Annotated in this window: 17 protein-coding genes; 7 read left to right on the forward strand and 10 right to left on the reverse strand. The window is 65.3% G+C overall.

Annotated elements, in window-relative coordinates:
- The first annotated feature begins 92 nt into the window (after positions 1–92).
- On the forward strand, positions 93–938 hold the full coding sequence (locus tag JQ592_RS12945; protein ID WP_211403234.1) for an IclR family transcriptional regulator: 846 nt from the start codon (positions 93–95) through the stop codon (positions 936–938).
- A gap of 113 nt (positions 939–1,051) precedes the next feature.
- Here the strand turns inward: JQ592_RS12945 and rnz are convergent, their stop codons facing one another.
- From rnz to JQ592_RS12970, 5 genes are all read right to left on the reverse strand, one after another.
- A complete protein-coding gene (rnz, locus tag JQ592_RS12950) occupies positions 1,052–1,954 on the reverse strand; it encodes a ribonuclease Z (protein WP_211403235.1) in 903 nt (300 codons plus the stop codon).
- Positions 1,955–2,006: 52 nt separating this feature from the next.
- The gene (locus JQ592_RS12955; RefSeq protein ID WP_211403236.1) at positions 2,007–2,990 is read right to left on the reverse strand and encodes an antibiotic biosynthesis monooxygenase; all 984 of its coding nucleotides are present in this window, start codon (positions 2,988–2,990) and stop codon (positions 2,007–2,009) included.
- A gap of 11 nt (positions 2,991–3,001) precedes the next feature.
- A complete protein-coding gene (gene guaD, locus JQ592_RS12960) occupies positions 3,002–4,399 on the reverse strand; it encodes a guanine deaminase (protein ID WP_211403237.1) in 1,398 nt (465 codons plus the stop codon).
- A gap of 15 nt (positions 4,400–4,414) precedes the next feature.
- Positions 4,415–5,632, reverse strand: coding sequence for a multidrug effflux MFS transporter (locus tag JQ592_RS12965; RefSeq protein WP_211403238.1), 1,218 nt, complete (start codon positions 5,630–5,632; stop codon positions 4,415–4,417).
- 212 nt (positions 5,633–5,844) lie between these two features.
- Positions 5,845–6,618: an alpha/beta fold hydrolase gene (locus tag JQ592_RS12970; RefSeq protein ID WP_211403239.1), complete on the reverse strand. Its 774-nt coding sequence runs from the start codon at positions 6,616–6,618 to the stop codon at positions 5,845–5,847.
- A gap of 144 nt (positions 6,619–6,762) precedes the next feature.
- On the opposite strand from JQ592_RS12970, the gene JQ592_RS12975 reads away from it, so the two are divergent.
- The 4 genes from JQ592_RS12975 to JQ592_RS12990 all read left to right on the forward strand — a co-directional run bounded on the left by JQ592_RS12975 (position 6,763) and on the right by JQ592_RS12990 (position 12,041).
- Positions 6,763–7,413: a GntR family transcriptional regulator gene (locus tag JQ592_RS12975; RefSeq protein ID WP_211403349.1), complete on the forward strand. Its 651-nt coding sequence runs from the start codon at positions 6,763–6,765 to the stop codon at positions 7,411–7,413.
- A complete protein-coding gene (locus JQ592_RS12980) occupies positions 7,410–8,939 on the forward strand; it encodes an aldehyde dehydrogenase (RefSeq protein ID WP_211403240.1) in 1,530 nt (509 codons plus the stop codon). The genes JQ592_RS12975 and JQ592_RS12980 overlap by 4 nt, the downstream gene beginning before the upstream one ends.
- A 74-nt stretch (positions 8,940–9,013) precedes the next feature.
- Positions 9,014–10,381, forward strand: a complete 1,368-nt coding sequence (locus JQ592_RS12985; RefSeq protein WP_211403241.1) for an MFS transporter — start codon at positions 9,014–9,016, stop codon at positions 10,379–10,381.
- Positions 10,382–10,544: 163 nt separating this feature from the next.
- Positions 10,545–12,041 (forward strand): amidase, encoded by a 1,497-nt coding sequence (locus JQ592_RS12990; protein ID WP_433996416.1) that lies wholly within the window; start codon positions 10,545–10,547, stop codon positions 12,039–12,041.
- Here JQ592_RS12990 and JQ592_RS12995 read toward each other — a convergent pair whose 3' ends face one another.
- The gene (locus tag JQ592_RS12995) at positions 12,042–12,647 is read right to left on the reverse strand and encodes a TetR/AcrR family transcriptional regulator (protein WP_211403243.1); all 606 of its coding nucleotides are present in this window, start codon (positions 12,645–12,647) and stop codon (positions 12,042–12,044) included.
- A 200-nt stretch (positions 12,648–12,847) separates the two neighbouring features.
- Between JQ592_RS12995 and JQ592_RS13000 the strand changes: the two genes are divergently transcribed.
- Together JQ592_RS13000 and JQ592_RS13005 are read left to right on the forward strand one after the other, a co-directional pair.
- The gene (locus JQ592_RS13000; protein WP_211403244.1) at positions 12,848–14,092 is read left to right on the forward strand and encodes an efflux RND transporter periplasmic adaptor subunit; all 1,245 of its coding nucleotides are present in this window, start codon (positions 12,848–12,850) and stop codon (positions 14,090–14,092) included.
- A gap of 185 nt (positions 14,093–14,277) precedes the next feature.
- Complete coding sequence (locus JQ592_RS13005) at positions 14,278–17,478, forward strand: efflux RND transporter permease subunit (RefSeq protein WP_211403245.1); 3,201 nt, start codon at positions 14,278–14,280, stop codon at positions 17,476–17,478.
- A gap of 111 nt (positions 17,479–17,589) precedes the next feature.
- On the opposite strand, the gene JQ592_RS13015 is transcribed toward JQ592_RS13005, so the two are convergent.
- The 4 genes from JQ592_RS13015 to JQ592_RS13030 all read right to left on the reverse strand — a co-directional run bounded on the left by JQ592_RS13015 (position 17,590) and on the right by JQ592_RS13030 (position 19,694).
- Positions 17,590–18,102, reverse strand: a complete 513-nt coding sequence (locus JQ592_RS13015) for a hypothetical protein (protein ID WP_211403246.1) — start codon at positions 18,100–18,102, stop codon at positions 17,590–17,592.
- Between the two features lie 98 nt (positions 18,103–18,200).
- Positions 18,201–18,647, reverse strand: a complete 447-nt coding sequence (locus JQ592_RS13020) for a MaoC family dehydratase (RefSeq protein WP_211403247.1) — start codon at positions 18,645–18,647, stop codon at positions 18,201–18,203.
- 390 nt (positions 18,648–19,037) lie between these two features.
- Positions 19,038–19,460: a hypothetical protein gene (locus JQ592_RS13025; RefSeq protein ID WP_211403248.1), complete on the reverse strand. Its 423-nt coding sequence runs from the start codon at positions 19,458–19,460 to the stop codon at positions 19,038–19,040.
- Positions 19,461–19,472: 12 nt separating this feature from the next.
- Complete coding sequence (locus JQ592_RS13030) at positions 19,473–19,694, reverse strand: hypothetical protein (RefSeq protein ID WP_028135731.1); 222 nt, start codon at positions 19,692–19,694, stop codon at positions 19,473–19,475.
- Positions 19,695–19,871: the final 177 nt, after the last annotated feature.

Raw genomic sequence — 19,871 nt, forward strand, 5'->3', positions numbered from 1 at the left:
TTCGGAATGCGAACATTTGTTATGATCTGTTCCGTTGGTAGGATCAGGCTGACGCCGCGTCAAGGGCAGCCGTCATGGCGGGGCATTCGGGCATGGCCAAGATTGAGAGCAAGGCTGAGAGCAAGGCCACAAAGCGCAAACCCGAAGCGATACCGAAAAATCCAAAGAATTACGTCGCTTCCGTCGGCAAGGCGTTTGCCGTGCTCAAGAGTTTCACCAGCGAGGCCTTCGAGCTCACCCTGAGCGAGATTGCCGCACGGGCCGATCTCGATCGCGGGACCGCGTTCCGGCTGATCCAGACCCTGATCGAGCTCGGTTACCTCCAGGCGGTTCCGCAGAGCCGCCGGTTCCGCCTCGGCGTCGCCTGCCTCGATCTCGGCTATACCGTGCTGTCGCACGGATCCTTGCGGACCATCGTCGAGCCGCTGCTGCGCGAGCTCGTGCCTGCGGTGGGCGATGCGGCCTCGCTCGGCATCCTCGACGGCGGCGACGTGGTCTATCTTGCGCGCCTCGGTGCCGGCCTCGATCGCCACAAGATGGACCGCCGGCCGGGTACGCGCATCCCGGCCTACAGCGCCGCGCTCGGCCACGTGATGTTGGCGCATCTGCCGCGGGACGAGCAGATCGCGCGTCTGGACTCGCGCCCCCGCGTAAAGCTGTCGGAGCGAACGCTCACCGACCTCGATGCCCTGCTCGCCCGGCTCGATCAGGTCAAGAAGAAGGGCCATGCCATCTCCGACGGCGAGAACGCCTATGGCCTGCGCACGCTGGCAACGCCGATCTTCGACGCGCAGGGTCTGGCGATCGCCGGATTGAGCGTCACCGTCGATGCGATGCGGATGGACATGCCGGCCTTTCGCGACCAGGCGCTGCCGCGGCTGGTGCAGGTGACGCGCCAGGCGCAGGATCTCGCAATCAAGTCGGGATTGTCGAGCTGAGCACGGTCGCGGGGAAAGCGCGATGAGATTGCGATGAATCGCCATCGCGCTTTAGGTTATTGTTTGAGCATGATCTTTTCGGAAAACCGCGGCGCACTTTTCCGGATCATGCTCTAGATGACCATATGGTCGAAGTCGGCGGCGATCCGGCTGTTTGGAAAAATCCTTGCAGCCTCGGTCAGAATCTCGTCGTCTTCGTAGCGCCCTGACATATGAGTCAGCACGAGCTGCTTCACGCCGTTCGCGGCCGCAAAGGAAGCCGCCTCTGCTGCAGTGAGGTGGCCGTAATTCCGCGCCGTCGGCGCGTCGCGCTCGAGGAACGTTGCCTCGATCACCAGCATGTCGGCGTCAGCGACATGCCTGGAGAGTCCATCCGTCGTCTCGGTGTCGCCGATCACGACAAGCTTCTTGCCGCCGCTCGGCGGCCCCAAAACATCTTCCGGATCGATCGTGCGGCCGGCGATGACGATTGGCCGGCTGGCGGCCAGCTCGCCGCGCATGGGACCATCGGGAACGCCGAGTGCCGTGAGGCGATCGGACCGAAGGTGACGGCGCGCGGGACTCTTGAAGACGAAACCGAAACTGTCGGTGTCGCGGTGGCGGATCGGAAAGCAGTCGATGGTGAAGTCGCCGGCGTCGATGACCTGGCCTTCGGTCAGGGCTGCGAATTCCACAGCGATCGGCGCCCTGCCCGCGCCCCACAGGCCCGCAAGCATGCGGATGACGATGTCGAGCGTGCCTTCCCCGCCGTGAATGGTCATCACGTCGGAGGTTTGCCGCAAGCCCAGCGTCGAGAACAGGCCGGGGATGCCGAGCACGTGATCGAGATGCGCGTGCGTCAGCAGGATGCGGTCGAGCCGCCGAAAGCCGGCGCCGCTGCGCAGCAGCTGCCGCTGCGTGCCCTCACCGCAATCGACCAGGATGCGTTGGCCCGCGGCCTCCACAAGGAGCGCCGGATGGTTGCGCTCCGCCGAGGGAACGCTGGCCGAGGTGCCAAGAAATGTCAGGGCGAACATGGTCGTTGATGTCCCGCGACCGCCCTTCTCCGCGACGTTACGGTGGACGGCCTCACCGTCCCCAATGCCACGCGAGCAGCAGCGCGTACAGGCCCATCGACGCCGCATAGAGCACGGCAAGCAGCGCATAGCCGGCGACCTGGCGACTGATCGCCGCCTTCGGCGCGACCCACCAGTCGAGCGCCCTGAAGGCGGCGGGCACCAGCCACCAGCCGAGCAGCTGGGTGCTCACGAAATTGCCGACGAACAGCGACAGCCAGACCGGCACGCCGTGGCTGTCGATCAGCGGATGGCTGATGAAATAACCCCAGAGGTACACCACGGGATAAAGCACCAGGAGAACGATCAGGTTGCTCTTCCAGATGAAGACTGGCCCCTGCTCCGGAGCCTGCGTCTTGCCGGCCGGGAACCAGAAATTGAAGCCGTAGCTCGCCCGCTTCACGTTCATGCCGGCGTTGAAGCGCGCGCCCTCCTTCAGCAGCGTCTGCCGCAACGGCGAGTCGAGCCAGGCATTGAGATTGGCATCGCTGTCGAACGACAGAATGATGATCCACTCGTCATGCAGGCCCGGAATCGGCCGCTCGATCTTGTGGCGCAGGAAGCCCTTGAACTCGGCCTCGGCCGCCTGGATGCGCTGCTGCCATTTCAGGAACGCGTCCTCGAGCCCGTCGGGGACCTTGAAGGAGATGACGGCGGACACCGCGTTGTCGCGCTGAACGCCGGTGTCGGGCAGGATGTGAACGTCCTCCGAGCCGACAAAGAAGCGCTGTACCTCCGCGATCAGCTTCGCCCGCGCCTCGCTCTGGAGCCAGGCGCGCGCGGCGGCCGGGCTCGCAAAGCGCAAGATCGTCACCCAATCGACATGCGCGGGCGGCTGCGGCGGCACCACCTCCTGGCTGAGAAAGCCGGGCCACGTCTTGAGCACCTCGCCGACCTCGCCGTTCCACCGCGCGAACGCGGCAAAGCCGTCGTCGGCGATGCGGCGCTGGATGACGAGGGCAACCGGCTGGCCGGCTGTATCAGGGGATGCGCTCATCGGCGGCCGTCTCAGCTCTTCTTGTAGAGACGCTTGCCCATGACCCAGGTCTCGTCGACGCAGCGGTCGTCGCCGACCATCATGACGGCGAACAGCATGCTCGCGGCCTCGTCCATCGTGCGCGGGCCGGCACCGTCGGCGATCAGCGACTGGTGCCACGCTTGCGCGATCTGCCCGCCGTTCGCATCGAGAGCGACGAAATCAGCCTCCTTGCCGGGCTCGAAATTGCCGAGCTTGTCGTCGATGTAGAGGCCCTCGGCGCCGCCGAGCGTGATCGACCAGAAGCCGCGATAGGGCGAGAGCTTGTTGCGCTCGGCCTCGGCGAGATCCTTGCGCGCCGGATCGATGCTGCCGTCGAGCAGCGTGTTGTTGCACATGCCGACCTTGTAGGCGTCGTCGAGCACGGAGATCATCGAGAAGCGGTTGCCGCCGCCGACGTCGGTGCCGAACGACATCTTCACGCGATGCTCGGGATCGGTGGCGCGGCCAAGGCGGAACAGGCCGCTGCCGAGGAACAGGTTCGAGCACGGGCAGAACACCACCGCCGCGCCCTTCTTCGACATGCGGCGGAATTCGTTGTTGGAGAGGTAGACGCCGTGGCCGCCGGAGAATTTCGGCCCGACCAGGTCGAACTTCTCGTAGACGCCGAGATAGTCCTGGCAGTCCGGATGCTCGACCAGCACGCCGCTGCATTCGGCCGGGTTCTCGGAGATGTGGGTGTTGACCCAGCAATCCGGATGCTCGTGCTTGAGGCGCTGACACGCTTTGAGCAGCTCCGGCGAGGCGCCGAAGGCGAAGCGCGGCGTGATGGCGTAGAGGTTGCGGCCCTTGTTGTGATACTGCGCGATCAGGCGCTTGCTGTCGCGATAGAAATTCTCGGGGGTATCGATGAAATCGGCCGGCGCGTTGCGGTCGATCCCGGTGAGGCCCGCGATGACGCGCATGTTGCGGCGGGCCGCTTCCTCGAACAGTTCCTCGGTTGAAACCGGCGAGGAGCTGGTAAAGGCCTGGCATGTGGTGGTGCCGGAGGCGAGCAGCGCGTCCAGGAAACGCTTCACGCCTTCGCGCGCGTAGTTGCGATCCCGGTATTTGAGCTCTTCCGGATAGACCCACTTCTGCAGCCACGGCAGCAGCTGCTCGCCATAGGCACCTAACACGCGGGTCTGCGGCAGATGGATGTGGCCATCGATGAAGCCGGGGACGATGATGCGGTCCTTGATATGGGTGATCTCGACGCCCGGATGTGCGGCGGCGATCTTGTCATAAGGGCCGAACGCCTTGATGACTCCGTCAGTGACAACCATGAGGCCGTCCTGGTGAAAGCGCGCGGCCGCCTGCTCGTTGCCGACGTGCTTCCAGGGATCGTCGACGAAGTCGAAGAACGCGCCGCGAATACCAACGGTGGTCATGATCAGATTCCTTCCTTAAGGCTGTGTGGCCTGCCGCGTCGCAGGCAGCGAGATCGCAAGCAGCGCGCCGGCGACGGCGCAGAGGCCGAGATAGAGCCATCCGATCGGCGCCTGCGTCGCCTCGGGCAGCACCGCCGCGATCGCCATGGCGCCGCTGACGGCGAGATAGCAGAGCGCGCTGATGAGGCCGCCGATCAGGCCGTGGTCGCGCTCGAACAGGCCGAGCGCCATCCCGTACATCATCGGGCAAAGGACACCGCAGCCGCCGAGCACCAGCGCGCCACCGATCGTGATCGACATGAAATCGAGACCGAGGGTCATGCCTGTTGCGGTCAGGACCACCGAGCCGGCGAGAAACAACGCGAAGGCGCCGAAGCCCAGCATGCGGGCCGGCATGAAGCGCGCGAAATGTGCGCAGCCGAGCTCGCCGGCGAGATTGACGCCGCCAAGGCCGAGCGCGACGAGGCCGTAGATGGCCGCGGAATGGCCGAGGCCGGTCTGGTAGAAGAACGGCGCAACGACGCCGAACGCCAGCTGTGCGCTGGCCGCGGCGGCGAACACCAGCACGAAGGCCAGGAAGCCCGGGCGGACAAGCGCGTCGCGCAGAATGCCGGCGGTGCGGCGTGGATCGAACGGCGCGCGACGCTCGGCCGGAAACGTTTCAGGCAGAAGAAACACGACGATCGTGGCGACGATCGCCGCGGCGATGGCAATGACGACGAAGACGCCACGCCACGAGGTCAGCTCGACGATGAAGCCGCCGGCCGCCGGCGCCAGCACCGGTGCAAGCCCCCAGGCGGCACCCAGCAGGCCGGAGATCGCGGTGAGCTCGCGGCCGCGGAAGCAATCGGCGGCGACCGCGTAGGCGACGACGAGACAGGTGCAGCCGCCGATGCCTTGCAGGAAGCGCAAGCCCAGCAGCAGCGAGGCGCTGGTGGCGAGCGCGCAGGCGATGCTCATCGCGATCAGCACCGACAGCCCCGCGAGCAGGACGTTGCGGCGGCCGAGCGTGTCGGAGGCGATGCCAACAGGCACCAGCGCCAGGCTCATGCCGAGCATGTAGGCGGTGACGGTGTTCTGCATCGACGCCGCGTCAGCGGCGAGATCCACCACCATCTGCGGCAGGCCGGGCGTATAGGCGTCGAGCGGAATCTGGCTGAACGGCACGACGCACAACAGGATCGGCACGATCCCACCCTTGGCGCGACCGGCGTCCGAAGCAAGTGCAGTCATGGCTTACGCCCCCTCGATCCCCGCGGGCCCCCATCTTTTCGTGCGCGCAATGAGAGGCGACGATGCAGGTTGCGGAATTGACCCGCGGAACGTGCCAGAACTGTGTGTAGAAACTCTTAGAGGTGGCCTATCGATACGGCTTCTGATCGTGAACGTGCCATCGCGCTCCCGCCATTAACCGTTCGGAAGCCATCGCCGCTCCCAAGCACGGATCAAAGCAGGAAGCCCTCGAGAGCCGCGAGGAACTGCCGCGGCGCCTGAAGTTGCGGCACATGCGCGCAACCCGGAATGATCTTGAGTTCGGCGCGCGGCAATGCGGCGGCCAGCTCATGCGACATCGGTGGAGGCGTCGCTTCGTCGTGCTCACCGACCAGAACGAGCACCGGAACCTTCACCGCGGCAAGCTCAGCGCGGAGATCAAGGCCGGCCAAAGCGTCGCACGCGGCGCGAAACATTTCGGGATCCGTTCGCAGAAAGGCTTCACGACGGTCCCGCATCAGGTCGGGGTGCCGCTGCTGAAACTCGGGAGCGAACAGGCGCCGCATCGCGACGTCGGTGATGGCCTGCAGCCCCTTGTCCCGCGAGACCTTCGCCATGTTGCGAAACGCCTCGCGGCCGGGCTCGGAGAACGCCGCACCGCTGTCGGCGAGAATGAGCTTGCTGACGATCGCCGGATGCCGGATCGCCATCTGCAGGGCGACGAAGCCACCATAGCCATTGCCGAGCACGATCGCCGGCGCACCGCCCGCAGCGTCTTTGACAGCCTCTGCCATCCGGTCCGCGACCGCAGCAAGGCCGCCTTGAACCGCGCGTGAGCGGCCGAACCCCGGCAGCTCCGGCACGATTGTGCGAAACGACTTCTCGAGTTCCGGCACGATTGCATCAAAGCTCGCGCGATCCGACAACAGCGAGTGGAACAGAAACAGCGGCGGCCCCTCGCCCGATTGCGCAGCGTTGACGGTCCCGTTGGCGAGAAGCCTGTCCATGTCCGGTCTTTCCTCACTTCATCGCTCGTTCGCGCGCCCCGAAAGCCCCCGACTGATAAATCACCTGTCAGGGAATTCAAGCATTTGGCTCTTGACGTGAAATATCACGACTGAGATATTAACGCCAAGGAGACAAGGAATATGATGCTTTTGCGCGAAAATATCTACGATCGCCTCAGGTCTGATATTTTAGCATGTCGCTTAGCACCAGGCGATGAAATGCGCGAGCAGGACCTGGCCGAGCGCTATGACGTGAGCCGGCAACCGGTCCGGGATGCGCTTCTGCGGCTGCAGCGCGAGCACCTCGTCACGGTGCAGCCGCGCCAGGGCTATCGGGTCACGCCGATCTCGCTCTCGGATGCCCGCGACCTGCTGCGCTTCCGTCTTGCGCTGGAGCCGGCCTGCGTCGCCGAAGCGATCGAGAGCGCGCCCGACAGCGTTTTGAAGTCGCTCGACGAATTCCGCCGCTTCTCCGGCAACCACGAAGACTTCATCGCCTACAATCGCGGCTTCCACAGCGCGCTCGCCAATGCGTCCGGCAATCGCCGCATGGCGACGGCGCTGTGCGACCTGATCGGACAGGCCGACCGTCTGGTCCGGGTCAGTATCTCCAATCTGAAGGGCCACGATCCGGCAAAACTCGTGGCCGAGCACGTCGCCCTGATCGATGCCATGCAGCGGCGCGAAACGAGAACCGCGGCGCGCATCATCAAGGCCCATATCGGGGCCACCGAAAAACGCGTCCTGCCGGCGCTCAAGCGCAACGCCGTCATCGTGGAAGAGAGGTCGTCATGAACATCCCGTCAAACCCCGCGTCGATCGACGTCGAAATCCACGGCAATTTCGTCGACGGACGTGAAGTCGAGGCCGGAGGCGGCGCAATGCTCGATGTCCGCAATCCCGCCACCGGCGACGTGATTGCGCGCATTCCCAACTCGACCGCCGAAGACATCGACCGCGCCATGCGAAGCGCGCGCGCCGCGTTCGAAGGCAAGGCCTGGGGCGGCATGGACACGCGTGCGCGCGCCCGGCTGGTCAACAGGCTCGCCGATGCCTTCGAAGCCAATCTCGACAGCCTGTACCGGCTGGAGACCCTCAACAACGGCCGCCCGGTCAACGAGACCCGCGCCCAGCTCTCCCGCCTACCCGACTTCTTCCGTTACTTTGCCGGCGTCGCGCTGTCGCGCCGCGACTCCGTGATCCCCGTCGAAGGCGCCTATCTGAACTACACGCTCCGCACCCCCATCGGCATCGTCGCCAATTGCACCCCGTTCAACCATCCGCTGATGATCCTGTGCAAGTCGCTCGCCGTGGTGCTGGCGACAGGCTGCGTCACCGTGGTCAAGCCGTCCGAATACACGCCGCTGACGACGCTGAAGCTGGCGCAGATCTTCACCGAAGCGGGCCTGCCGCCCGGCGTCTTCAATATCGTTCTCGGCCTCGGCCAGAGCGCGGGCAAGATGCTGGCCGAACACGGCGACATCAACAAGCTGGTCCTGACCGGCGGCACCGAGGCCGGCCGCATCGCCGGCAGCGCGGCCGCAAGAGTCTTCGCGCACCAGACCATGGAGCTCGGCGGCAAGACGCCGGTGATGGTGTTCGACGATTTCGACGTCGACCGCGCGGTCAACTATGCCGCGTTCGGCGCCTTCATCGGCGCCGGGCAGACTTGCGTTTGCGCCTCGCGCCATCTGGTCCAGGCCTCGATCTATGACGAATTCGTCGAGAAGCTGCAGGCCAAGACCCGCACGATCCGCGTCGGCGATCCCTTCGACCCGAGCACCCAAATGGGTCCCGTGATCTCGGCCAAGCAGCGCGACCGCGTTCTCACCTACGCAGGCTATGGTCATGCCGATGGCGCGCGTCTCGTCACCGGCGGCGTTGCCGCGAAGGTGCCGGGCCACGACAACGGCTATTTCGTCGAGCCGACGGTGTTCGCCGACGTCAAATCCGACATGCGCATCTTCCAGGAGGAGGTGTTCGGTCCCTTCACCTCGGTGACGCCATTCAAGGACGAGGCCGATGCGCTTCGGCTTGCCAACGACTCGCCCTTCGGCCTCGCGGCCGCGATCCGCACCCGCGACGTCGCGCGCGCCCACCGTGTCGCCGCCTCCGTCAAGGCCGGCATCGTCTGGATCAACGATCACCACCGGCTCGATCCGGCATCGCCCTGGGGCGGCGTCGACGATTCCGGCATCGGCCGCGAATGCGGCACCGAGAGCTTCAACGACCATTTCAACACCAAGAGCGTGATGGTCGCGACCCACGAGCAGCAGTTCGACTGGTATCGCGACACGGCCAATCAGAAGCGACTGAACTAGCCAAACTGCAAGCGGCAGACCGCCCATAGAAGGCGGGCCGCATCAACGGGGATAACAGGCAAGGGAGAGCGTCAATGTCGACATCGGTGAACGCAGGCGGCCGTCTTGATCGGCTTCCGATCGGACCATTCCATCGCCGCATCATGCTGCTGATCGGCATCGGCATGTTCTTCGATGGTTTCGACATCTATATCGCCGGGACCGTGCTCAGCGTGACGCTGAAGACGGGCTTTTCGACCCTCGCCCAGAACGCGGCCTTCATCTCGGCGACCTTCGTCGGCATGATGCTGGGATCGTTCGGCACCGGCTTCCTCGGCGACCGTTACGGACGCCGCTTCACGTATCAGTTCAACTTGCTGCTTTTCGGCATCGCCTCTCTTGCCGCGGCGTTCTCGCCGAACATGGCCTTCCTGATCGCCTGCCGTTTCGTGATGGGCGTCGGGCTCGGTGCGGAGAACGTCGTCGGCTATTCGACGATGACGGAGTTCGTGCCCGCGCGCACCCGCGGCAAATGGCTCGGCTTCACGGCCGTGTGCGTGGTGACGGGCCTGCCCGTCGCGCTGCTGGTCGCATCCGTGCTGGTGCCGCAATTCGGCTGGCGCTCCATGTTCGTGCTCGGCGGCCTCGGCGCGCTCGTCGTGTGGTACATGCGCAAGTCACTGCCGGAATCCCCGCGCTGGCTGGAGGCCGTGGGACGCACCGCCGAGGCGGAAGCCCTGATGCAAGCCATCGAGAAGGAGGCGGCGCAGGGTCAGCCCCTGCCCGCGCCGGCACCCACGATACCGGCCCCGGTCGCTCCCGATCTCGGCACGCTGTTCACCGCGCCCCTGCTGTCTCGGATGATCGTCGGCGCGGTCTGCCTGATCACGATCAACACCCTGCTCTACGGCTTCGTGACCTGGCTGCCGGTGTTCTTCGTCAAGCAGGGCCTCTCGATCGCGACCTCGTTCGGCTATTCACTGCTGATGGCACTCGGCGCGCCGATCGGCTCGGCCATCGGCGCATTGACCGCGGACCGCTGGGGCCGCAAGCCGACCATCATCGGCGCCTCGCTGATCGCGGTGGTGCTCGGCATTCTCTACCCCATGATCTCGGACCCGATCCTGCTGCCGGCCGTGGGCTTCGCGCTGACCGTGCCGATCTACGTGCTGGTCGCCCTGCTGTTCGGCATCTACATCCCCGAGCTGTTCCCGACCGAGGTCCGCCTGCGCGCTTCCGGCATCGTCAATACGCTGGGGCGCGGCGCCACGATCGTCACGCCGTTCCTCGTCGTGTCATTGTTCGAGTCGCGCGGCGTCGCCGGCGTAATGGCGCTGATGATCGGACTGCTGCTGGTGCAGATCATCACGGTCTGGGCGCTCGGCATCGAGCCGCGGCACCGCAGTCTCGAGGAGCTGAAGGCGGAAGAATCGGCCGCACCGGTGCTGAAGGAAGCCTCCTGAGAGCCTGCCGCAGGCGGGCGTCTCGAAGGATGGGCCAAAGCCCCGTAGCCCGGATGAAGCGATAGCGTAATCCGGGTCCTGCATCCGTGTCGGGACATGTCCCGGATTGCGCTGCGCTCCATCCGGGCTACAAGGTCTCGGCCGGGATACAATGGAGCGCGTGATGACCGCAGACGCCACTGACCTGAACTACGGCTCGATCGGCGCACTCCTCGGCGCCCTGCACGCGCGCAAGATTTCTGCGTCGGAGCTGCTTGACCACACCATCGCCCGCATCGAGGCACTGGACGGGCCGATCAACGCGATCATCGTTCGCGACTTCGATCGTGCCAGAGACGCCGCGCGCGCCGCCGATGCTGCGCTCGGCCGCGGCGAGCGGCTGCCGCTGCTCGGCATCCCCGTGACCCTCAAGGAACCGTTCAATGTCGCCGGCTTGCCGACGACATGGGGCTTTCCGCATTTCCGGGATTTTCAACCGGCCGAAGATGCTCTCGTCGTGTCGCGGCTGAAGGCGGCGGGCGCCGTCATCATCGGCAAGACCAACATCCCGATCGGGCTGCGGGACTTCCAGAGCTACAACGAGATCCATGGAACGACAAACAACCCGTGGGACCTCGGCCGCTCGCCCGGCGGCTCCTCGGGCGGATGCGGGGCGGCGCTGGCCGCAGGCTTCGGTCCGCTCTCGATCGGCTCGGATATCGGCGGCTCGATCCGGGTGCCCTCGCATTTCTGCGGCGTGTTCGGACACAAGCCGAGCCTCGGCCTGGTGCCGCTGCGCGGATATGGTTTGCCGCCGGCGCCGCCCGTCCCAGGCCAGGGCGATCTCGCTGTCGTTGGCCCGATGGCGCGCACCGCCGCGGACCTCGCATTGTCGCTCGACGTGATCGCCGGCCCCGACGAGACGCGCGACGGCATCGGCTATCGCCTTGCGCCGCCTCCGCCGCGACATGAGCAGCTCAAGGATTTCAGAATCCTCGTGATCGACACCCACCCGCTGATGCCGACGGGCGACGCCGTGCGTTCGGCCATCGGACGGTTGGCCGAACGGCTCGAACGATCAGGCGCGCAAGTCGCGCGCTCGAGCACGGCGCTGCCCGATCTTGCCGAGTCTGCGCGGCTCTACATGAAGCTGGTCAACGCCGCCCGCAGTCCGCGCCTGACACCGGCCGCCCTCGCCGAGGCGCAAGGACTTGCCGCGGCACTCTCGCCCGACGACCGCAGCCTTCAGGCTGAACGCGCCCGCGGCTGGGCTATGCTCCATCGCGAGTGGCTCGCGACGGACGCGGCGCGCCTGCAGTTGCAGCAGCGCTGGCACGAGCTGTTCCGCGAGTTCGACGCGGTGATCTATCCGGCTGCCGCTGTGCCGGCCTTTCCGCATGATCATTCCGAGCCGTTCGATGCGCGGCAGCTCGACATCGATGGCAGGCTCTACAACTACTCCGATGCGTGCTTCATCTGGGCAGACCCCGCCTCGACCTGCGGACTGCCGGCGACCGCCGTCCCGATCGAGCGCACGCCGACGGGCTTGCCGATCGGCGTCCAGATCATCGGGCCGTATCTGGAGGATCGCACGACGATTGCGCTGGCCGGCCTGATCGAAAGAGAATTCGGCGGCTTCGTCCCGCCGCCGCCGCTGTCTGCAATGCAATCTGCGAAATAGCTACGTTCTGTCGACCGACTGCGCCTCAACCGCCTGCACGGCGACATCAGCCACTTGCCGTAGCGCCTCACGATCGGCGCCCGATGAGGCCATGACGCCCATGCCGACCGACACCGCCGAGACATAGCGCGCGAGCGCGGCGGGATCCGACGTCGGCTTGAGATCACCTTCGGCCTTGGCGCGGATGAAACGATCGCGGAGCTGGTCCTCGTTCTGGGCGCGGCGGGCGGCGAGCTCGAAGGGGACATTCTCGGAGCCGGTGCCGCAGGCGATGCCGCCTTGCACGAGCAGACAGCCGGGCGGGTTGGCGGGATCGGTCTGCTTGTCGGCGATGCCCATCAGCATCCGCGCGGCGACCTCGCGGGCGGTGGGGGCTGCGACCACCTCGTCCATCCAGGCGCCGCGCAGCTTGGTGTAGCGGTCGAGCGCGGCCTTCAGCAGGCCTTCCTTGTTGCCGAAGCAGGCATAGAGGCTCGGCGGGTTGATGCCCATGGCCTCGGTGAGCTGGGCGATCGTGGCGCCCTCATAGCCATGGCGCCAAAACACTTCCATCGCCTGGTCCAACGCCAATTCGGCGTCGAATTCGCGGGGGCGTCCCATGCCCATGTCTTTGGTCTCCTCACAATCGGCGCTTCGCCCCAATCAACGCCCGATGCTATCTACTTGTTCTCACTTTATTTTCTCTTTCGCCTTCCCATTCTTGCGGTAAGCGGCTACAATTTTCTTAGCGAACGGTACATAAGTATCTTGCGCTGCGATATCCAGCTCCACATCTGTAGTGAACACTACATATCTGGAGCGCGCAAATGCCCCCCTCCCAAATGACCTCCCGCACCGGCCGTATCCGCCGCCTTCTCGGCGGCGTCGCCATCGTGGGCGCCCTCGCCGTGGCCGGCTCGATCGCGACCGGCCATTACTTTCGTGGCGCGCAGGCGACCGCAACGGCAGCCGCGGCTGAACAGGCCGTCCCCGTGACGGTCGCACTGATCGAGCCAAAGCAGACCGTGCTGTGGGATGATTTCTCCGGCCGGCTCGAGGCGATCCAACGCGTCGAGCTTCGCCCGCGCGTAGCCGGTGCGATCCTGTCGACGAACTTCACCGAAGGCGCGCTGGTGAAGGCCGGCGAATTGCTGTTCAAGATCGATCCGGCGCCCTATGCGGCCGAGGTCGACAAGGCCGCCGCCCAGCTCGAGGCCGCGAAAGCACGCGTTGTCTTTACACAGAGCGAGCTCGAACGCGGTGCGCAGCTGGTCGGCAACGCGGTCGTCACCCGGCGCGACTATGACCAGCGCGACAACGCCAATCGCGAAGCAATCGCCAACGTCAAGGCGGCCGAAGCGACGCTCCAGACCGCCAAGCTCAATCTCGACTACACCGAGGTGCGCGCGCCGGTAGACGGCCGCGTCGGCAAGATCGAGGTCACCGTCGGCAATCTCGTCGCCGCCGGCACCGCCTCCCCCGTGCTGACCACGCTGGTCTCGGTCAATCCGATCTACGCGTCCTTCGATGCCGATGAAGAGGTCGTGCTGCGCGCGCTGAACTCGATCGCAGATAGCACCGGCCAGCGCGGCAAGCTCGACCAGATCCCGGTGGAGATGGCGACGTCAGGCGGCCTCTCGGCGAAGGGCCACATCCAGCTCATCGACAACCAGGTCAACGGCCAGAGCGGCACCATCCGCGTCCGCGCGGTCTTCAAGAACGAGGACGGGCGTCTCATCCCCGGCCAGTTCGCCCGCGTGCGCATGGGGCAGCCGAAGCAGCAGACGCTGGTGATGATCGACGAGCGCGCGATCGGCACCGACCAGGACAAGAAGTTCGTGATGGCAGTCGGCGACGACAGCCGCGCGGTCTACCGGCCGATCACGCTCGGCGGTGCGGTCGATGGCCTGCGTATCGTCACCGCTGGCCTGAAGCCCGGCGACCGCATCGTCGTCAACGGCTTGCAGCGCGTGCGTCCCGGCGCCCTCCTCAAGACGGAGATCGCACAGATGGGCGCGCGTGGACCGCAGCAGGCCTCCAACCACAGCAACCAGGACGTGGTGCAACGCTAGTGCACCCCGTCATTCCGGGGCGCGCGTAGCGCGAACTACGGTGCGCAATCGCGCACCTGAGAATCTAGCAGTTACGAAACTCCGACCACTTCATCTCTGGATTCCGGGTTCGCGGGCTTCGCCCACGCCCCGGAATGACGGGGGAGCGGTCGGAGAACAGCAGGATATTGCCCAGGGGCAAAGCCATGAATCTCTCAAAGTTCTTCATCGATCGTCCGATCTTTGCCGGCGTGCTGTCGGTCCTGATCTTCCTCGCAGGGCTCATCTCGCTGTTCGCGATGCCGATCTCGGAATACCCCGATGTCGTGCCGCCTTCGGTGCTCGTGCGCGCGACCTATCCCGGCGCCAATCCCAAGGTGATCGCGGAGACGGTGGCAACGCCGATCGAGGAGCAGATCAACGGCGTCGAAGGCATGCTGTACATGTCGAGCCAGGCGACCACCGACGGCGCGATGACGCTGACGGTGACGTTCCGGCTCGGCACCGACCCCGACAAGGCGACGCAGCTGGTGCAGAACCGCGTGCAGCAGGCCGAGCCGCGCCTGCCGGCCGTGGTGCGCCAGCTCGGCATCATCACCAAGAAGTCCTCGCCCGACCTCACCATGGTCGTGCATCTGTTGTCGCCGAACGGCCGCTACGACATGACGTATTTGCGCAACTACGCGGTGCTCAACGTCAAGGACCGGCTGGCGCGGATCGACGGCGTCGGCGACGTCCAGCTCTATGGTGCCGGCGACTATTCGATGCGGGTCTGGGTCGATCCGCAGAAGGCGGCCGAGCACGGGCTGACCGCGAGCGACATCGTCAAGTCGATCCAGGCGCAGAACGTCGAGGCCGCCGCCGGCGTGGTCGGCTCCTCCCCGAACGTCAAGGGCATCGACCTGCAGCTCTCCGTCAATGCGGAAGGCCGGCTCGCGAACGAGGAGCAGTTCGGCGACATCGTGGTCAAGACCGGCACGCGCGGCGAAGTGGTGCGCTTGCGCGACGTCGCGCGCATCGAGTTGGGGGCGTCCGAATATGGCCTGCGCTCGCTGCTCGACAACAAGCAGGCGGTGGCGATCCCGATCTTCCAGGCGCCCGGCTCCAACGCGCTGCAGATCTCCGACCACGTCCGCGCCACCATGGCCGAGATCAAGAAGAACATGCCGGAGGGCGTGTCCTACCAGATCGTCTACGACCCCACCCAGTTCGTGCGCTCCTCGATCGAGGCCGTCATCCACACGCTGCTGGAGGCGATCGCGCTGGTGGTGCTGGTGGTGATCCTGTTCCTGCAGACTTGGCGGGCCTCGATCATTCCGCTGCTGGCCGTGCCGGTGTCGATCGTCGGCACCTTTGCGGTGATGCACGTGTTCGGCTTCTCCATCAACGCGCTCAGCCTGTTCGGCCTGGTGCTCGCCATCGGCATCGTCGTCGACGATGCCATCGTCGTGGTCGAGAACGTCGAGCGCAACATCGAGGCCGGGCTGTCACCGCGCGATGCCACCTATCAGGCCATGCGCGAGGTGTCGGGGCCGATCATCGCGATCGCGATGGTGCTGATCGCCGTGTTCGTCCCCCTCGCCTTCATCTCCGGCCTCACCGGGCAGTTCTACAAGCAGTTCGCGCTGACGATCGCGATCTCGACGGTGATCTCCGCCGTCAACTCGCTGACGCTGTCGCCCGCGCTATCTGCCTTGCTGCTCAAGGGTCACAACGAGCCGAAGGACAAGCTCACGATCATCATGGAGAAGAGCCTTGGCTGGTTCTTCCGCCGCTTCAATCGGGCGTTCACCTACTCGTCGGAGAGCTACAGCGGCACCGTGACCAAGGTGATCTCGGGCAAGGCCGCGGTGATGGGCCTCTACGTGATGCTGGTCGGCCTCACCGCCTTCCTGTTCCAGCAGGTGCCGAGTGGCTTCGTGCCGGGCCAGGACAAGCAATATCTGGTCGGCTTCGCGCGCCTGCCCGACGGCGCCACGCTCGACCGGACCGAAGAAGTCATCCGCAAGATGAGCGACATCGCGCTGACCCAGCCCGGTGTCGAGAGCTCGGTCGCCTTCCCGGGCCTCTCGATCTCCGGCTTCACCAACTCGTCCAACGCCGGCATCGTGTTCTCGACACTGAAACCGTTCGACGAGCGCAAGGATCCCTCGCTCAGCGGCCCTGCCATCGCGGCCGAGCTGAACAAGAAATATGCCGGAATCCAGGAAGCCTTCATCGCCATGTTCCCGCCGCCGCCGGTCAACGGCCTCGGCACCATCGGCGGCTTCAAGCTGCAGATCGAGGATCGCGCCGGCCTCGGCTATGACGCGCTGAACGAGGCGACCAAGGCCTTCATGGCGGCGATGCAGAAGGCGCCGGAGATCGCCGGCGTGTTCTCGAGCTTCCAGGTCAACGTGCCCCAGCTGTTCGCCGACATCGACCGCACCAAGGCGCTCCAGCTTGGCGTGCCCGTGACGGAAGTGTTCAACACGTTGCAGATCTACCTCGGGTCCTACTACGTCAACGACTTCAACAAGTTTGGCCGCACCTATTCAGTCCGGGTTCAGGCCGACGCGCCGTTCCGCGCGCGCGCCGACGACATCAGGCAGTTGAAGGTGCGCTCGTCCTCGGGCGACATGGTGCCGCTGTCGGCGCTGCTCAAGGTCCGCCAGAGCGCGGGGCCCGAGCGCGCGATCCGCTACAACGGCTTCCTGTCGTCCGACATCAACGCGGCCGCTGCGCCAGGCTTCTCCTCGGGACAGGCGCAGGAGGCGGCGACGCGGATCGCGGCGGAGACGTTGCCGCCCGGCTTTGCCTTCGAATGGACCGACCTGACCTATCAGGAGTTCATCGCCGGCAATTCCGGCATCTGGGTGTTCCCGCTGGCGATCCTGCTGGTGTTCCTGGTGCTGGCCGCGCTCTATGAGAGCCTGACCCTGCCGCTCTCGATCATCATGATCGTGCCGATGGGCCTGCTCGCTGCGATGTTCGGCGTCTGGATCTCCAAGGGCGACAACAACGTCTTCACCCAGATCGGACTCATCGTGCTCGTGGGGCTCTCCGCCAAGAACGCAATCCTGATCGTCGAATTCGCGCGCGAGCTCGAATTCGCTGGCCGCACGCCGATCCGCGCGGCGATCGAAGCGAGTCGCTTACGGCTGCGTCCGATCCTGATGACGTCGATGGCGTTCATCATGGGCGTCTTGCCGCTCGTGCTCTCGACCGGCGCCGGCTCGGAGATGCGGCGGGCGATGGGTGTCGCGGTGTTCTCCGGCATGATCGGCGTCACCGTGTTCGGCCTATTCCTGACGCCGGTATTCTATGTGCTGCTCAGAACCATCACCGGCAACAAGCCGCTGGTGCATCACAGCAGCGACATTAGCGCGGCGCCGGTCCAGGGGCTTCACGAAGTCGAAGGTCACTAGATCAGCGAAATCCCCGACACCAGCAACAGAACGAGCACGGTCTTGCGAAAGACCGTCTCGTTGACGCGGTGAAAGGCGATCACGCCGATCCTGACGGCCGGCGCCGGCAAGTTATTTCCGGTTCTCCTCGCAGAACTTCAGCGCGGCGAGCGCCTCGCCGGCGCGCGGGATCTGCATCTCGATGCTGTCCTCGTCATCGTCCTCGAAATCGAGCGTGAGGCGCTTGGCCTTCGCGAGCCGGTCCATGATCGACTGGTCGTACTCGAAGATGCCGCGCACGGTGGTCTTGTCCATGACCTCCCACTTCGCCTTCCTCATGATGTCGGCGTCATCGGTGCCGACATCGGCCCGGAGGATCTCGCCGACCTTGTCCCATTCCCAGCCGTCGTAGATCATCACGATCACGATCGCCTTGTCGGAGTAGGTGATGACGATGACGTAGTCGCGGTTCTCGTCCTCCTTGTCCTTGTAGCCGCGGCTCGCATTGCAATGCGTGTCCTGGGTACGCTTCTCGATGGTCCAGTCGCCGACCTTGGATTGTTGCGCAAGCGCGGGCCTTGCGCTCAGGGCGGCTGCGCCCAACGCGCCTGCAAGAATTCCGGCGGCAAGAAAAAATCGTCTCATGTCAGCCTCCAGCGCGTTCCCCACGCCGAGATGACCACCTCTCCCGGCGGCTCGCAAGGGTCTCCGCCAGCGTGCGAGGCGAACGGCCAGCGGCCGTCCTACCCCCGTCGCGGCACGATCGCGATCGGGGTGAAGGTGTAAACCTCCTCGCCGTTCTGGTTGAACATCGTCCATTTCACCAGCGCGATGCCCTGCGGCTTCGACTTCGAGGGCGTCAGGCTCATGACCTCCCCGACCAGATGCAGGCGGTCGTTGGGCCGCACCGGCATGGTCCAGCGCAGCCCGTCGACACCGGCGCCGATCAGCGGATGCGGGCCGAACGGGCGGGTCTGGATCGCGAGCTTCATGGCCATCGCGGCGGTGTGCCATCCCGAGGCAGCGAGGCCCTTGAACAGGGTGTCCTTCGCCGCCTCATGGTCGAGGTGCATCGGCTGCGGATCGTATTCGGCGGCGAAACGCTTGATGTCGGCCTCGGTGACCTGAATTTCCGGGGATTTGAACCGCATTCCGATGGTGAGATCGTCGAACCACTCGACCTGCGCCATGATTTCTGCCTCGCAATATGGTGCGCCGCTGCCGGGGGCGCGCGGCTAATGGGATTTAGCCAAATTGCGATGTAACGGGTCCGCCGCGCACAAACCAGCCCGGGGTTCCCCCGCGAAACCTCTTTCCCGATGCGACGAAACACGCCTGAAACAGATCGCCGGTTAAGTCGTTGTCAAAATAAATACAGGGACGGCCACCATGCAATTCCTCCTTGACCTGATCTACGACTATGCCTGCTGCCAGAACCTCGTCGCGCAGCCGCTACGGGAGGACGAGCTATGATCGAGCTGATCTCCGCCCTTCTCGCCCTTTGCAGCATCGGCATCTTTGCGGCGCATGCGCTGGATGCCTATCGCACCACGCATTACTAAGTACCCCGCACCGGCGTCCTAAAACGGCCGCCGGTAAAAGTGCTCTGAATGCGTCGCCGGCGGAAACCTGTTGGCGAGCGCGAGCGCGGCCTTTTCCTCCGTCTCGAGCGCGATCTTCTGCGCGAGCATCACGTCGCCCGGCACGAGGAAGCCTGAGGGGACGAAGCACCAGCCCATCGTCGCGTGACCGGCATCGTCGACCTCGTGGACGTTGGCGGCCGTGCCATAATGGATGCGATACTTCTTGCCGGTATCGCAGCCGATGACATCGAAATACCGGTGCTGCTCGAACTGCGCCCGTTGCTCCGGCGTCAGCCATTCGGCCAGAAGCCGGCGCCCCCGCGCATCGGGCGTATTCTCGCCGAAGAAGCGCCGGTAGAGTTCGCGCAGCGCGTGCAGGCGCGCACGCGCGGGCGCGCGGAACCGGAGTGCCGCGAACATGAGCAGCTCAGATCAGCCGCCGACCAGGCGAGGATAGAACAGCGTTTCCTGCGCGGTCGGATCGAACGACTTGATACGGGTGACTTCGCCGGGTCCGGTTCGGAGCGCGGCGGTGAAGCCGGCTCCGGTCAGCTCCCGAAAGCGCCGTTCGGCTCGCGCCAGCGCTTCGGCATTGCCAGGATCAAACTCGTGGCGGGTGTCGCCAGTCTGGTCCATCACGATCTGGGTTGCCATAGTTGAGTCTCCTCATGCCCAGCCCTGAAACGGATCAAAGCAAACCTCGTGCCGTCGGTTCCCGAAGGCAACAACTTTCTCGCGCCGACGCATCACGCCTTGCTGAGCAAGAGCGTTTTCGAGCGAAGTGGACGCCGGTTCGCGCATAGAAAACGCCTCAAAACAAGAATCCGAAGC

The sequence above is a fragment of the Bradyrhizobium iriomotense genome (assembly GCF_018129405.1).
GTDB lineage: Bacteria > Pseudomonadota > Alphaproteobacteria > Rhizobiales > Xanthobacteraceae > Bradyrhizobium > Bradyrhizobium iriomotense_B.